The 15,540-nt window shown below is 47.0% G+C and carries 16 protein-coding genes; 3 read left to right on the forward strand and 13 right to left on the reverse strand.

Features of this window, described 5'->3' with window-relative positions; all coding sequences use genetic code 11:
• Positions 1-112 precede the first annotated feature (112 nt).
• Positions 113-1,249 (reverse strand): DNA polymerase III subunit beta, encoded by a 1,137-nt coding sequence (dnaN, locus tag OU814_RS08155; protein WP_268181806.1) that lies wholly within the window; start codon positions 1,247-1,249, stop codon positions 113-115.
• Positions 1,250-1,803: 554 nt separating this feature from the next.
• Here dnaN and OU814_RS08160 point away from each other — a divergent pair.
• The gene (locus tag OU814_RS08160; protein WP_268181808.1) at positions 1,804-3,057 is read left to right on the forward strand and encodes an FtsX-like permease family protein; all 1,254 of its coding nucleotides are present in this window, start codon (positions 1,804-1,806) and stop codon (positions 3,055-3,057) included.
• Between the two features lie 362 nt (positions 3,058-3,419).
• Positions 3,420-4,229: an ABC transporter ATP-binding protein gene (locus tag OU814_RS08165; protein WP_190651262.1), complete on the forward strand. Its 810-nt coding sequence runs from the start codon at positions 3,420-3,422 to the stop codon at positions 4,227-4,229.
• A gap of 175 nt (positions 4,230-4,404) precedes the next feature.
• Here the strand turns inward: OU814_RS08165 and OU814_RS08170 are convergent, their stop codons facing one another.
• Both OU814_RS08170 and OU814_RS08175 read right to left on the reverse strand, forming a co-directional pair.
• Entirely contained in the window at positions 4,405-5,031 is a 627-nt protein-coding gene (locus tag OU814_RS08170) for a class I SAM-dependent methyltransferase (protein WP_268181811.1), read from the reverse strand.
• Entirely contained in the window at positions 5,031-6,221 is a 1,191-nt protein-coding gene (locus OU814_RS08175) for a site-specific integrase (RefSeq protein WP_268181813.1), read from the reverse strand. Before OU814_RS08175 ends, OU814_RS08170 begins: the two co-directional genes overlap by 1 nt.
• A gap of 248 nt (positions 6,222-6,469) precedes the next feature.
• Here OU814_RS08175 and hemH point away from each other — a divergent pair, with 248 nt between their 5' ends.
• Positions 6,470-7,636, forward strand: coding sequence for a ferrochelatase (gene hemH / locus OU814_RS08180; protein ID WP_017289411.1), 1,167 nt, complete (start codon positions 6,470-6,472; stop codon positions 7,634-7,636).
• Here hemH and OU814_RS08185 read toward each other — a convergent pair.
• The 10 genes from OU814_RS08185 to gvpA form a co-directional block, all read right to left on the reverse strand.
• A complete protein-coding gene (locus tag OU814_RS08185) occupies positions 7,625-8,935 on the reverse strand; it encodes a sensor histidine kinase (RefSeq protein WP_190651267.1) in 1,311 nt (436 codons plus the stop codon). The genes hemH and OU814_RS08185 overlap by 12 nt on opposite strands.
• A 97-nt stretch (positions 8,936-9,032) precedes the next feature.
• Positions 9,033-10,148 carry a DNA-processing protein DprA gene (dprA, locus tag OU814_RS08190; RefSeq protein ID WP_190651269.1) on the reverse strand — a complete coding sequence of 372 codons (1,116 nt, stop codon included), beginning with the start codon at positions 10,146-10,148 and terminating at the stop codon, positions 9,033-9,035.
• Positions 10,149-10,274: 126 nt separating this feature from the next.
• Complete coding sequence (locus tag OU814_RS08195) at positions 10,275-10,901, reverse strand: DUF2301 domain-containing membrane protein (protein WP_268181819.1); 627 nt, start codon at positions 10,899-10,901, stop codon at positions 10,275-10,277.
• 29 nt (positions 10,902-10,930) lie between these two features.
• Positions 10,931-11,164, reverse strand: coding sequence for a gas vesicle protein GvpG (locus OU814_RS08200; protein ID WP_017289407.1), 234 nt, complete (start codon positions 11,162-11,164; stop codon positions 10,931-10,933).
• Positions 11,165-11,169: 5 nt separating this feature from the next.
• A complete protein-coding gene (locus tag OU814_RS08205; protein WP_268181821.1) occupies positions 11,170-11,907 on the reverse strand; it encodes a GvpL/GvpF family gas vesicle protein in 738 nt (245 codons plus the stop codon).
• Positions 11,908-11,921: 14 nt separating this feature from the next.
• Positions 11,922-12,356 (reverse strand): gas vesicle protein K, encoded by a 435-nt coding sequence (locus OU814_RS08210; protein ID WP_268181823.1) that lies wholly within the window; start codon positions 12,354-12,356, stop codon positions 11,922-11,924.
• 3 nt (positions 12,357-12,359) lie between these two features.
• A complete protein-coding gene (locus tag OU814_RS08215; RefSeq protein WP_051077878.1) occupies positions 12,360-12,722 on the reverse strand; it encodes a gas vesicle protein in 363 nt (120 codons plus the stop codon).
• Between the two features lie 35 nt (positions 12,723-12,757).
• Positions 12,758-14,137, reverse strand: a complete 1,380-nt coding sequence (gene gvpN, locus OU814_RS08220) for a gas vesicle protein GvpN (protein ID WP_268181825.1) — start codon at positions 14,135-14,137, stop codon at positions 12,758-12,760.
• 16 nt (positions 14,138-14,153) lie between these two features.
• A complete protein-coding gene (locus OU814_RS08225) occupies positions 14,154-15,179 on the reverse strand; it encodes a hypothetical protein (RefSeq protein WP_268181827.1) in 1,026 nt (341 codons plus the stop codon).
• Positions 15,180-15,246: 67 nt separating this feature from the next.
• Entirely contained in the window at positions 15,247-15,465 is a 219-nt protein-coding gene (gene gvpA, locus OU814_RS08230) for a gas vesicle structural protein GvpA (protein WP_009768191.1), read from the reverse strand.
• Positions 15,466-15,540 lie beyond the last annotated feature (75 nt).

The raw sequence follows: 15,540 nt of genomic DNA on the forward strand, positions 1-15,540 counted from the left end.
TTTCACAAAACTCTTTCGTCGATTATAGCGACCTTGAAATTTATAAAAAGGCACATCCCTGATTACAGCAGGGATGTGCCTCTAGTGGAAGTCTAAAATTTCTGAGCAAATCTTACGATCGTACTTGGACTGGCATGACCAAATACGTCATCTTCAAGCTACCCAGTGGCGATAAAATTACTGGACTTGTTGACGTGTTCAATTGCATTTGCACTTCTGCGGTATTGATCGCCTTCAATCCGTCTAACAGATAGCGAACATTAAATGCAATCTCCATGCCTTCGCCCGAAATCTGAGCCGGGATCGCTTCTCGTCCACTTCCGACATCTTGAGCATCTACCGACAAAGTAAGCTGTTGCGCGGCAGGATCAAGATGGACTTTCACAATATTATTCTTCTGATCTGCGAGTACCGAAATCCGCTCTAAAGAACTCAAAAACAATCTGCGATCGATCGTCAATTGATGCGTAAACTGACGTGGCACAAGCTGCCGATAATTCGGATATTGACCTTCTAGCAGTCGGCTCGTCAGACGCTGATCCGCCCACTCAAACACCACTTGACCTTGATCAAAACGGACATCTACCGCATTGCCATTTTGACGATCGAGCATTTTCATCAATTCCTGCAACGCCTTCGCAGGAACTGTCACATCTAATTGCGGCTCTGATTCAGACTTAGCATCTTCTTCGATCGTTTTCACCACAGCAAGTCTATGTCCATCGGTTGCTGCAAACTCCAACCCGTCTGGCTGTAAGCTCACATGAACGCCTGTCAAAACTTGCTTCGTCTCATCCGCACTTGCCGCAAACAGCGATCCCCGCAGTCCATCCACCAAAGCATCGGCAACAAGATGCGTCTGCTCACCTTCTTCGATCTTCGGTAACTCAGGAAACTCCTCAGCCCCCATCCCTCGAACTTGATAGCGTCCCGAAGCAGAAGTCAAAGTTGTAACATGATTGCCTTCAGCGTCGCTCTCGATCGTCACATCGCCATCCGGCAAACGCGAGATAATATCGCTCAACAATTTCGCAGGCAGAGTTAACACTCCACTCTCTTCGACCTGTGCCGGAAAGCTTGTTTGAATTCCTAAACTGAGATCAAATGCGCTCAAAATCACACGCTGTGTCGACTGATCCGCTTTCAACAATACATTTGCCAAAACCGGATGAGTCGGGCGCGAAGAAACGGCGCGACTGACAAGAGACAGATGAGAATTAAGATGGGTTTGGGCGCAGACCAGTTTCATGGCAGTAGTCAGGATATAGGACGAAGAGAAAGGCTGTGGAAAAAGTAGTAATAACTCTATATCAAGGGAAGACGTGAATCTTTAGATCTACATCTAGCGTTTTCATGTGATGCTTGAGCATCGTAACACTAGATAGCCAGATTGATCAAAGATCAAATTTCTAGGCAAATCAGATGCTTTTTCAGTACTATTGTACGACCTGTGGAAAATGTGGAAAACTCAGCGATCGACGATTTTTTCACAACAAATACGATCGCAGCCTGTGGAAAAACTTTCCCAGTCTCACATCTCAAGCTAAAATTTCCGCAGATTTAGCCCAATTTCCCACAAGTTTTTCCACAGAAAACTGCAAGTTTTCCACAGAAGCCGTTGATTAATAAGGAAAAACTATAAATTTCAGTAGTTAGATTAGTGTTGATTTGCCATAAAGTACCCTACGCTGAAGGAACGCTCAGGCTTACCCAGCAGTCATACGATCAACTTCTAACGGTTTTCCTCGTATGACAGTTCACACTGATCGCCCTCTTCGCCTTAATCTGCCGACTCTCTGCCCTATGGCTTCGATCGCCCGCAAAAATCTATTTGAAGATATTCCCCGTTTTCTCGTTGCTCAAGCCGGCATTATTTTCGCGGTCAGCCTAGTCACGATCCAGATTGGAATTCTTCGCGGTTTCAGTCGTTCCACCGCTCGCATCATTGATCAGTCCAGCGCTGATCTCTGGGTTGCCTCGAAAGATATTGTCCATCTCGAATTGTCTTCTCCCATGCCTGCTCAGCGCGTTGAAGAAGCGCAGAAAGTTGCAGGAGTTGAGCGTGCAGAAGCGTTAATGATTCGATCGAGTATTTGGCGCGATAGCCAAGGGCGAATTACGCCAATTCGGATTTATGGCTTTGATCCCAATAGTCGGCTGTTTGCAGGTTGGCAAGTGACTCAGGGTAAGCTCGAAGCCTTGAATCAGCCCTACACCGTCATTGTCGATTACAACAGCTTAAAAAATTTGGGACTCCAGGAATTAAACGAGCGCGGCGCAATCGGCGCATTCCGAGCATTACCTGCTCAATATGTAGGCTTGACCCAAGATACGCAGTCGATCGCATCTAGCGCTTTTATCTATACGTCTTTAGAGAATGCAAATGCTTATGGGTTAGGCGGCACAGACACAGGCGTAACCTGCACCCGGCAATCGAACGGCGAAATAGCTTGTACCAGTCAAAATTCTTCTTTCACATCTCCTGACCCAAATCCTGCTGCACCTCGTCGCGTCAATGTCCAAGATCCAATTTCCTTTGTGCTGATTCGGGCGCAGCCCGGACAAGACCTCCAGCAGCTAAAACAGCGATTAGAATCTGCCCTACCGGACACTCGCGCCTATACTCAGTCTGAAATCGCAGAACTGACCCGCTCTTATTGGACGAATCGGACTGGAGTTGGTTTTGTCTTGGGATTAGGTGCAACAGTAGGATTTATCGTCGGCATGGTGATTGTCGGACAGATTTTATATTCATCTGTTTCCGACCATATTCGCGAGTTTGGAACTCTCAAAGCAATGGGCGCGTCAAACTGGATAATCTACAGCGTGATTTTAGAACAAGCGCTTTGGATGGCAGTCTTGGGCTACATTCCCAGTATTGCGTTCTGTCTCGGTTTGGGTATGTGGACACAGGCGGCTCAAGGCATCATGATTTTAATTACTCCCGCCACAGGCGTTGGCATTTTTGTGCTGACGGTTGTGATGTGTGTCGGTTCAGCAATGTTTGCGGTGCAAAAAGTGACCCGAGTCGATCCCGCGATCGTCTTCAAGGCATGAACTCTATGGAATTTCCCTGAAATTGCGAAGATTCAGCGTAGAATCTTGAATAATCATTACGCATCTATACATAGAATGATATCTCTCGCAATCTGGAATGACGCTAATTATTCACATAGCTGTCACATGAATTCATCCCGTAGCATAATTTGACCTCATACAATAGAGCAATAGAGTTTCTCCTTTTTGAAGGTGATGGATCTGCTCAAATTGTTTAACGTTTTGTTGAACTTTGGTACAGACTCGACCCTTTATCTGGAGTTTGGCTCGATCTGCCTGAAGTCATGATCGGAAAAGACTGTTTCGACACTCCTCCACACACCCTCTCCTTATAAACTGTTTTCCTACCGTTTGTTAAACGAATGACTGCAACCCCGATTGATTTGAGTTATCAGACTGAGAGCCGGGTGATTGAACCTTGTTCTAACAGTTTGGATGGAGCAGATAACGCAATTTCTGCCTGTGGAGTAGAAATGGTCTATCAGACTGGTGGCGATCGCTATCATGCTCTGCGCCATGTGGATTTGACAGTGCGATATGGCGATATTCAGCTTCTGATGGGTCCTTCAGGATCAGGAAAGACCACACTATTGTCAATTTTGGCAGGAATTCTGACTCCCACTGCGGGCAGTGTGCGCTTGCTGGGACAAGAAATCACAAAACTGTCAAGCTCCAAGTTAGCCCAATTTCGCCTCGAAAATATTGGCTTTATCTTTCAAGGCTTTAACTTGTTTCCAGCGCTGAGCGCGATCGAGAATATTGAAGTCGCGCTTAATCTCAAGGGGATTCGGGGATCAGCAGCGCGTCAGCAAGCGATGCAACTGTTAGATCAAGTTGGACTTGCCGATCGAGCAAAATTGCATCCTCAAGATCTCTCTGGTGGTCAGAAACAAAGAGTTGCGATCGCACGTGCCCTAGCTGGAAATCCAACGTTGATCATGGCGGACGAACCGACTGCGGCATTAGATTCGCACAACGGTCATGCCGTAATTGAATTGCTGCGAACTCTGGCAAAAGAAAGAGGTCGGACGGTTTTGATCGTGACGCACGATCCCCGGATTGCGGATGTCGCCGATCACATTGCCTACCTCGAAGATGGGATTTTGACGAATGGCGAGCGATCGGAGATCAGTCGGATGCGAGAGTCTCTGATTGCGAATAACCTATCTTGAGGTGGATCGATTTAACAGGTGAAACCGGATACTTTATTCATGTGAGCAAAACGAGTTGAATAACTACCTAGTTCACAAAGTTGTACCGTTAATTTCTCGCTATACAGAACCCATTAATTAGTTTCAAAAACGCTATATCTAAACCCCAAAGCGCCGTCTTGTATGATGGCGCTTTTTAACGTTTTCTTGCCTGAATGACCTGAAGACTTCCACCTGCATAAAGCTGTTGGGTTTGAATTTCAAATCCAATTTCTTCTAGTAATTCGATCAGATTAGTTTGAATCAATTGCCAAGCGGTTTCTGTCTCAAATAGCCAGAAAAATATCGCCAACCCAGGTACAAAAATAGGGTTGGTTGGGGCATGAAAATCGACCATTGTAAACACACCATTCGGTTTCAAAACTCGATGCACTTGTTGCAAAATTTGCCGTAATTGTTGAGGCTGCATTTCATGCATTGCCGCACTGGTATGCACTACATCAAAAGATTGATCCGGTAACGGATTCTGCTCGGCAAATGCCTCAAGATATTCTGCTTCTGGAACATTCTTTTTCGCGCGTTGAATCGATAAAGGAGAGGCATCTAAGCCTGTCACATTGCACGATCGCTGCACCAAAAATTGCGTAGTCTGCCCACTGCCACAGCAGAGATCCAGCACTTTCGTCTCTGGCTCGATCGTCAATCCCTGTAAGGCTAATTGTCGAAATCGGGCTTCTCCGCCCACACTCAATGCTGCAATCCTCGAAATCCCGTCATACAGCCATTGATACTGATAACTCCAATCTCTCAAAATCGTTGCCATCATTCACCTCGCATTCGCTTCAATGCATGATCAACTGCCATTTGCTGATCCCGTTGCGTTATCCATTGATGATAAGTCCGCGTGTGAACCAGTACCGAATGCCCCATCATTTTTGCTGCTACCGTATCCGACAGCCCAAAATGAATCGTTCTGACTGCCCAAGCATGACGTAAATCGTAAGGAGAAAAGGGCACACCATACCGCCGAAATTGTGCCGTGACCCGTTGCCCAACTTGTCGCAACGTGGTCTTATTTAAGTCTGTTTCAACAGGTGGGAGTTGAATCTCTCTTAAATTAAAAGTTTCAATCCACTCTGGATAAAACGCCCAAACCTGATGGCTTCCCGTTTTTGTTGTGGGCAGAACTTCGATCGAGGTTTCCCCGCGCTTTAACCCATTCAAATTGCAGTAAAACACCTCATGATTTCTCAATCCAAACGTTGCCATCATTCCATACACAAATTGCCAACCTGGATTCGGGATCTTTTCCCAGGCGCTCAAAATTTCCTGATCAGAGGGCAACGTGCGGGCTTGAGTTTTGCTCGCGCCATATCCGCCGGATAGCTTTTTCAGATCTTTGGGCAGCGTCAGGTTGAGAAATTCGGCAAATGCGCTGAATGTGGTGCAGCAGAGTTGGCGACTTCGGGAATTGAGGGGGATAGATTCAACGGTTTTGTAAATCGCTTCGATCAGCGTAAGAGTGGGAGACTCAGCCGCGATCGCGCTTAACTTCCGTAGATACGGGGCATAAGCGCTAGACCAAGTGGTTTTCGTCGCAGCAGGATTGATGGCTCGCTCAGGCTGATTTAAAAAGTCTTGCTCAAAGGCGGCAATCTGCTGGCTCAGATCTTGCTGGCTCAATCGCTTTCCGTCTGTGAAGCTCAGGTACTCTCGCCAATCGAATTGATTTTGAATTAACTGGGCAGCAACAATTTTTGCTTCTTGCTCGATTTGCTTCAATCCTGCTGCTGTCGCTGGAATTCCTAAGCTCAAACGCTGTTGATACGGGCGTAATTTAGAACTTCCAGGACGCGGGGGTAAGGTTCCTCGCAGCGCGAGTTTTACGCCACGCCGCTCGATCTGAAGTCCGAGTTGGGCTGCTTTGAGACGTTGATTCGTCTGAACAATTCGAGCATCTAAATCTGCCATATGCGATCGCAAAAAGCCTGAAACACCAAAACGATAGAGCATTCAAATCAAGAATCTGTGCTGTTGTCTAACCTATTCCAGTTCAAATCTAGATTCTAAAAGCGACCCTTTTGTCAAGGATTTCATTCTAATGGGGGTTGAGCAAATGTTAACCCCAGTTGATATTTGTTCAGAATGTTCAATATGATCGAATTTTTCGCTGAGATTTAGTTAATTTGCTTCGGTGTAGCTCAGATTTTATTGTTAAAATCGGTAACGAAGCTGAGAATAAACAAGGATTTAATATCGCTATGGGTCGAGTAGGGGTCTTATTACTGAATCTTGGGGGACCGGATAAGATCGAAGATGTCCGCCCCTTTCTGTACAACTTATTTGCTGACCCGGAAATCATTCGTCTGCCGTTCCCGTGGTTGCAGAGTCCATTAGCCTGGTTGATTTCGACCCTACGCGCAAAGCGATCGCAAGAAAATTATATGCAGATTGGTGGCGGTTCTCCGCTGCGTCGCATTACCGAAGAACAAGCACAAGCCCTTCAAGACCAACTGCGCCAGCGCGGACAAGACGTGAGCGTTTATATCGGAATGCGCTATTGGCATCCGTTTACCGAGGAAGCCATTTCTCGGATCAAGCGCGACCAAATTGAGAAATTAGTGATTTTGCCGCTCTATCCACAGTTTTCGATTAGTACCAGCGGTTCCAGCTTCCGACTTCTAGAACAGCTTTGGGAACAAGACCCGGTGCTTCAGAAGATCGACTACACCGTGATTCCAACTTGGTACGATCGACCTGGCTATCTCGCTGCCATGGCAGACTTGATTGCCCAAGAGATTGACCAATTTGAGAAACCTGAAGATGTGCATGTCTTCTTTAGCGCACATGGCGTTCCGGTGAGCTATGTCGAAGAAGCAGGCGATCCCTATCAGCGCGAAATCGAAGAATGCACGTCGCTGATCATGAAGACGCTCAATCGATCGAATCCGTATACCTTGGCATATCAAAGTCGAGTCGGTCCGGTTGAATGGCTGCAACCTTATACCGAAGAAGCGTTAGAAGAGTTAGCGGCTGAAGGGGTCAAGAACTTAGCCGTGGTTCCGATTAGCTTTGTCTCTGAGCATATTGAGACGCTGCAAGAAATCGATATGGAATATCGTGAGATCGCTGAAGAAGCTGGAATTGAGAAATTTGGACGGGTTCCTGCTTTGAATACGCATCCCATCTTTATTCAAGAATTAGCAACCATGGTGACGGATGCGTTAAATGCGCCGTCTGTCCATTTTTCAGAAGTGGCTCATCCTCAGAAGCGAGTCAAGATGTATCCCCAAGAAGGTTGGGAATGGGGCATGACGACTTCAGCCGAGGTCTGGAATGGGCGAGTTGCGATGATCGGGTTAATTGCTTTGGCGATCGAGATGCTCTTAGGGCGCGGTCCACTGCACGCTTTCGGGTTACTCGGCTAAGACAGGAAGCTTGATCGTGAATTCTGTTCCGACAGCGGGAGTAGATTCACAGATCAGCTTTCCTTGATGTTTTTCCACAATAATCTGGTGAGCGATCGCCAGCCCTAAACCTGTCCCTTTGCCGACAGGTTTTGTTGTAAATGAGGGTTTGAAAATATCTTGCTGAGTGGCTTCGCTCATGCCAATGCCGTTATCTCGAATGCGGACGATCGCAGTACTGTCTTGAAGTTCAGTGATGACATGAATCTGGTTCGGATTCGCGGCAATCTCCTTGTAAGAACGACCTTGATTTGCTTCTTCGATCGCATCGATTGCGTTGGCTAAGAGATTCATAAACACCTGATTGAGTTGCCCTGGATAGCACAGTACAGGTGGAAGATCTGCATAGTCTCGGGTAATTTGAATCGCAGGACGCTCGGGAGTGGGATTGAGTCGATGTTGTAACAACAGCAGCGTACTGTCTAATCCGTCTTGCAGATTTAGCTCGATCGTATTGTCGTTGTCGCTGCGAGAAAAGGTTCGGAGTGCTCGACTGATATGATTCATCCGCTCGGTTGCAACTCCTAGTGTACTGAGCAATCGAGGCAAATCCTGCATCAGAAAAGGGAGATCAATCTCTTCAGCATTGTGAACGATCGCTTCGGCAGGATTGGGATAGTGCTGTTCATAGAGATGCAGATGGTGGATTAGACGTCGGAGATAGCGCTCTGCATGTCTGAGATTACCCGTCATTGAGTTGAGGGGATTGTTGATTTCATGTCCGATGCCAGAGACAAGTTGCCCGAGCATCGACATTTTTTCTTGCTGAACCAGTTGGAGTTGAGCCTGTTGCAGATCGTTGAGCGATCGCGAAAGTTGATGCGTTCGTTCTGCGACCCGCTGTTCTAATTGCTCATTCAGGTCTTTGAGTTGCTGAGTTTGGCGGCGGAGTTTGATATGGGTTTTCACGCGCGCCAGTACTTCGACTTGTTGAAATGGTTTCGTAATGTAGTCGATCGCACCCAAGTGAAGTCCTTTGACTTTATCCTCGGCATTTGCCAGTGCAGTCATGAAGATAATCGGAATTTCTTGGGTGAGGGGATTGGATTTGATGCGATCGCAGGTGGCAAATCCGTCAATGCCCGGTAGGAGTACATCTAACACAATCAAATCTGGCAAGATAGTTTCGAGTTGCTGTAAAGCATCTTCGCCGCTTTTAGCCGACAAGACAGAGAATCCTGCTGTTTCAAGCACATCTGCTAAGATACGCACATTCGTTGTGCTATCGTCCACGATTAAGACTAAATTTTGGTCAGACATTTCAACAGCTTCCTACCTCTGCATTACGATATCCGCGTTCGTCTATTTTGGCTGAGTTATTTCGTAAGAAATTGACTCAGATCATCGAGAAATTGGCTCAGATCATCTGGTATCGCATTCCAGGCACTTGCGTAATTAAGCCGAGCAATTCTAGATGCATTAATGAGCTAGAGACGGATGCTGTTGGCATTTCCGCAGTTTGGACAATCAAATCAAAAGAAACAGCCGCGTGCTCAGAGCGTTGTGCGATCGTGTGAATGGTCTGCAACACTTTTGCAAGGCTGGGATCTAAATTCGCCAGCGTCAGTTCGATATCCGGATTTTGCGGCTGATCGAGGGCTGGAATCGTGCCAATCATTTCTAAAAATTGTGATGTCCCTAAAATGATTTGTGCGCCTTTGCTGATCAGGGTCAGACAGCCGATCGCATTCGGGTTATCCAAGCTGCCCGGCAGTGCGTACACATCTCGTCCATAATCATTGGCAAGATTTGCGGTGATCAGTGCGCCTGATTTTTCTGGGGCTTCAGTCACGATCAGGGCGCGGGATAATCCGGCAACGATGCGATTACGCTGAGGGAAATGTCTGCGATCGGGCTGAGTTCCGGCGGGATATTCGCTTAACGCTAATCCGGTTTTGAGTAACTGATGGTAGAGTTGGCGATTTTTGTAGGGATAAACGACATCTACGCCTGTTCCCAGAATTGCCACTGTTTTGCCCCCGGCTTCTAAGCAACTCTGATGTGCCTCGGTATCGACTCCCGCTGCCAGCCCGGAGATCACGATAAACCCGTTATTGGCTAAAGTTGCGCTGAGTTTTCGTGTCCAACGTTTGCCATATTCGGAAGGTTGGCGAGTTCCAACGAGAGCGATCGCGCTTTGGCGATCGAATTCTCGAATTAGCTCGATTTGCCCTCGATAATATAAAACCGGAGGCGGGTCAGGGATTTCAAAGAGTAATCGAGGATAGTCCGGATCGGCGGGAGTGAGAAAATTTTGGGATTGATCTAGGCGATCGACTGAAATTTGATCGCGACTTGTACAAATTGCGATCGCGCTTTGCGCTCCGATGCCCTCGACTTGAAGCAATTCTTCAGGTTTGGCTGTCCAAGCCGTTTTCAAACTGCCAAATTGAAGGTAAATGCGTTTTTGCAAGATGGGACCAACTCCTGCAACTCGCGACCAGGCTAACCAAAACGCACGTTCCTCACTCAAGCATCGATCCTCAAATCATGAAATCAGTGTTCCCGCACTGATCCCCAAGGTCAAAATTCGTTTTTGAGATCGTAAGTTTTCCGACGGCAAAAGCTGGCATTTTAGAAGCAAGCTGTTTTGCGATCGTCAGGCTTGCTTATGCTTGAGGTATTCAAATACGCTTTTATCTCCGATATCGGGAGGGATGGGTTGAATCAGTTTTCGGATTGCAAATATAGCAAATAAGACTGCCCAACCGCCCAGTAAAACTTGCTCCCAGACCAAGGGCAATATGCCACTTAAATGCCCAAGCAGTAATGAGGGCACGATCGGAGTCAGAAATTTGGTCTCAAAACGATTAAAACAGAATGCTTCTTTAAAGAAAATTCCAGTCAAAGCAGCGAAGGTAAACCCGATGCCAAAAATGGTGATCGGATGCTGATACACATACAGTGCGAGCGGTTCAGAACTCAGCAAGAGCATTCCAATCGAAGCCACTCCGCCAATTGCCCAGAATGCCTGAAGTGCGAGGTGCAACGGTTTCAGGTAAATATGAATCGTGAATAGGCTCACGCCTAACGCCGTCCAAAATACAAAGTAAAGCGGCGTTATCCAGGCAAAGTTTTGCGAGAATGCTAGTCCAACCGCGATCGCAAAACTCAAAGCAGCGATCGCTAATCCGCTGCGATAAAGGATCACGCCCTGGCGATCGTGATCATCAATGCTAAATTCTCCGAACTGTCCTTGGTATACGATCGGCTCTTGAGTTTGCATAGGACATTCATAACTCGATTTGCTCTATGCTACTGCGATTCTGCCTGTTCGTCCTCAAGCGCCTGAATGGCTAGCAATAATTCTTCTTCTTGTGCTTCAAAGTCTGCTTCAGAAATCTCGCCCATATCAAACGCGAGCTGTAATGCCAGAAGTCGCTTACTGAGATTTTCGGTTTGATCGAGTTCTGTATCGACTCGTTCTTGAATCTGTTCTGCAATCCAACCAATCCCAGTCACAGGCGCAAATAAAAGGCGTAAAACCATAGAATTTACTCCCGCTCGAATTGAGCAAAGTTATACGGTGCAGTGAAATCGTTGTATCGAATTTTCAAGCGCCCGTCGAATTGTTGATCTAGTCTTTCCACGGCTTGACTAAATTCTGATTCGGATTCCCACGGAATCAGGTAGGCAGCGTTGTAAATCATCGCTTCAGTCAGGACATCGTTCTCAACAACCTCGATCGCCATTGCATTCAAAGTGGTTTGAAACTCAGTAATAATGGCTTCGCGTCGATCGCTCATCGCATGTTCGATCGCTTGCCCGATGCGGACAATTTCATCCATGCTCAGCGATTTTCCTTCTAAGCTATCGCGCTGCTCTCGAAGTTCAGCATTCTCTGCCATCAACGCTTGTAATTCTTCGGCACTGTCCCAAAACAGTTTGATACTAACTTCGCGCCGTCCATCTAGCTTTTCAAATAGAGTTTTTAAATGCTCAAAATGCGGAGCAGTAAGTTGATCGGAGACGGTTTCCCAAGTCTCAATCGTTAATCCAAACTGAAGCGGTAAAAGTGTCCGATAGCCTGCCTGCATTGCTTGCTCTAACACTTTTTCATGCCCAAGCAGGTTCCGACGACTCGCGAGATAGCGTTGCTGCTGTGCTTCCGAGTAGAGGAACGCAAACCCATCTACAATCTGAGTCTGTACAGGTTTTTGATCGAGTCCTTGCAGGTCGAGATCTTGAGGACCGGGAGCGGGGAAAATGCCGTACAAATATAAATTGCTCATCGTTTCAACCGGGGCTAAATGGGCTTTGCAGTCAGAACTAGCTGGAGTTTTGCGTGAATCAGATCGATTTGAGCGAGACCGAGATCAACATTGCCTTCGAGAACGACACCTGTGTTGAGTAAGCGATCGAGCAACTCTAAAATCGTTGGACTAGTTGATCGCTCTCCAGGATAGTACCCGCCATTTTTCGGAAGCAATGTGCCAACTTCACCGAGATCAATGTTTAAATCAGCCGGATCAATCTCAAAGACATCGCACAATCGTATGACTTGTGCTTCAAGTTGACGAAGACTATCTGCGGCACGATCGAGATCCTCATCACTGAGTTCTCCGCTATCCATCCGACGAATCACTTGTGCTTCCATCAATTGTCGAATCAGTTCGACCACGGTGAGAAGCAAGGGAGCAAGACCTGCATCGGGCTTAGCTTTCGGGGCAAGAGAAGACATAGCTTACAGATCTTGGAGCAGTGATTTCAAGGTTTCGGCTGGGGTCGCAGGTGGTTTGGGCAGAGATGGCGAAACTGCTGGACGCAAAGCTTTTAGCTCTGTTTCTAGCGATTCTACTCGCTCCATCAGTGCGCGATTCGCTTCGAGAAGCTCTCTCGATTGAGCACTGTAATGGGGATTGTTCTCCCACCAGTTGATTCCCATCTCACGTGCCTTATCGACTGAAGAAATCAACAATCGAATCCGAATCGTCAATAATTCAGTCGTCGCAACGGAAACTGAAATGTCTCCAGCAATCACAATTCCTTTGTCTAAAACACGCTCTAATACATCTGCCAAGGTGGAACCTTGGGTGGCCGTGGGCATCGGTCTCTGAATGCTCTTCGTCGGGGTCGTCACACTTAGCTCTCCAATGCAGGCTCGACAGCAAAGAAACGTCGATCGCGGTGAATGACTAAACCTTGAATGGTCAAAGCTCGAATCGATTCGAGTAGTTCAGTTCGGACGAGACTGAATTCACTTTCAAGGTCTGAGAGTCCTGCACCTTTCGATCGAAGTAAATAGCGATAAATTTGCTGCTCTTGAGAAATCTCATCGGCAATCTCATTCATCGTACTCGCTTCTTCCAGTTCTGGCAGATCACTTAAGAGCGCTTCGACTTGTTGGTTGAGAGGAGCCACTTCGAGTGGCTCTTGAAGTGCTAATTCTGCACGTTCTTCTGCATCTAAAAAGGGTGCTTGCACGGGTTGAGCACTTGCAATTTGCTCAACTGCTGCTTGTATCGTTGAAATTACAGGGATTTCAATTGCTTCAGTTTGCTCATTGAGGGATGCTTGAACGGTTTGAGCAATTTGCTCAACGGTTGCTTGTGGGGTTGAAATGACGGGGATTTCAATTGCTCCAATTTGCTCATTGAGAAGTGCCCACAAAATTTTGGTTGCATCTTCAAGCGCGATGCCAATGCGTGAGAGCAAGACATCTGAGCAGATATCCCGAAATTCTGCGTCTTCAGGGAGGACAGCAATGTGATGTTCTTGGCAGACTTTTGCAATCATCAAGCACGATCTCAAGCCAGAAGCTTTCTCTGCGCCTGTTTTTTGTCGAAACGCTCGCACAAATCGCACAATAAATGCAGCACTCGATCGCTCAATTTCTGTCTTCTGAATCAGAATTTCTTGCTGCGTCAGTTCATCTGGCTCAGGCATATTGATGGTGACCAAGCGATCCATCAAAGCGTCCTGGGTCGAATGCACGCCACAATATTCTTCTGGATTCGAGGTAAGAATCGCTCGAAAATGCGGATTGACTCGAATGTATTCGGTCTGATTGCTCGTCGGAGGTAAGACGAGTAGCTTTTCTTCTAAGGCTGAGAGCAGCACATTATTGACTTCAGGACGCGATCGATTAAATTCGTCATAGACGAGTGTGAATCCTTCTCGGCAAGCTAATGTCAATCGAGAATCTACCCAAGTGTGTTTCATCTCGTCTTCAACCTTCATCACGCTATGAATGAAGTTATCGACGACTTTCTTACGGGTGTAGCCTGCTTGCGCGCCAATCATGTCTGAACTTTTCGAGTCGTCATCGCCATACATCAGCATGATGGGACGAGCTAGCAAATCAGCTAAGTGCAGGGCTAGGGTCGTTTTACCGACCCCTGCACAGCCGCGCAAGTGAACTGAAAAACCAGACTGCAAATAACGTAGCGCGCGCATTGTAATGCGATCGAGCGCGGGCGTACTGACAAAGTGGCGGGGGCTAGCTCTTAATACAGTCGTCACAGGGCGTGTCCTTTCCTTATTGATGGATTAAATAAACGCGATCTTTTTGAGTAATTTTGCCTTGCTGAATGAGCGATCGCAGTCCTTCTACAGCCTGAAGTCGAGTGATGCCGAGTGCGGATTCAATTTCAGTTAATCGCGCACCTTGCATGTCTGCGATGTAGTCATAAATTCTCTGCTCATCTGAGGAGAGTGTAGGAGCTTCCTCTACCTTGATTGCAGGTTTGGGAGAAGCTGATGTTGCTGATGTTGCAACTTGGAACCCTCGCCCTCTCTTTTCGGGCTTTTTCAAGACAATAATCGGCTTAGCAGCAGGTTTTACGAGAGGTTCTACAGATTCTACAACTGCTACAGGCTTCGGTGTAGCGGGTTGGGCGGGTTGAGACGCTGGCTCAGAAAGGTCTCCCCAAACGCTATGGGAAAGTTCAGTGCGATACTGTTGTAGCTGTGCTCGAAATTCAGCAAATTTCTTGAACAGTGCGGCTAATTCAGTTTCGCGGTCGAGTTGAGCTTGTGCTGCTTTTTCCTGGCGCTCTAAGGCACAATCTGCGAGAAATGCGTCAACAGTTGTGTGAAGTTGCTCAACAAAGATGCGTAGGTTTCGCGAGTGTCGAACCTGATTTTTGATTCTCTGCTGGCGTGCGTCATCTAGCTGCGCTTGAACTTCAATCTGCAGGATCTGAAGATCGGCTTGAATTTCTCGCCGGAGTGATTCTACAGTTTGCTTGAGTGTGGTTCGAAATGCACTGAGGTCATGTCTCAACTGTTGTGAAATGAGACTGCGCTCAGCTTGGGCGACCGCTAAAAATTCTTGAGTCTGTTCTTGGAGCGTTTCACAGAACTGATGCAAATTTTGACGGCGCAAGCTGGTGTCGTAAGCGAAGGTTTCGCGAAATAAACTCAGATCACTTCGGAGTTGAGACGCATTCAGTTGACGTTGTTCATGCGTTGCTTGGAGGAGCGCAGAAACGGCTTGACGACGCTGTGCTACCTGTTGCAGTCTTACTTGTCGTTGCTGTTGCCAGGAATCTTTGAAAGCCATTGCTGTAAGTACTTGAGTTTAAAATTCAAAAAACAGAGGAGATCTCGATCTCCTCTGTTTCGTAAAACTATGCAGCAGGAACTGCAGCTTGAGCCGTCAAGCCGACAGCTTCAGCATATTTCAAGTAGGTTTCTACAGATGCGATGACGACGCGAGCTTCAATTGCTAACAATTCAATCCCTACGAGCGAAACACGTACCCAAGCATCAACAACAATACCTTTGTCGAGAATGCGATCCACAACTTCTGCCAAGCTCGAAGAAGAGTTTACTTTTTCAACAGCCATGATGGTTTGTAATTCCGTGATTAAGAGTAGTTGAATGTGGAAGTGTTCCGGCTCAGATTCTGATGGATTAGTCTT

Source organism: Leptolyngbya sp. GGD (assembly GCF_026735145.1).
Classification (GTDB): domain Bacteria; phylum Cyanobacteriota; class Cyanobacteriia; order Leptolyngbyales; family Leptolyngbyaceae; genus Leptolyngbya; species Leptolyngbya boryana.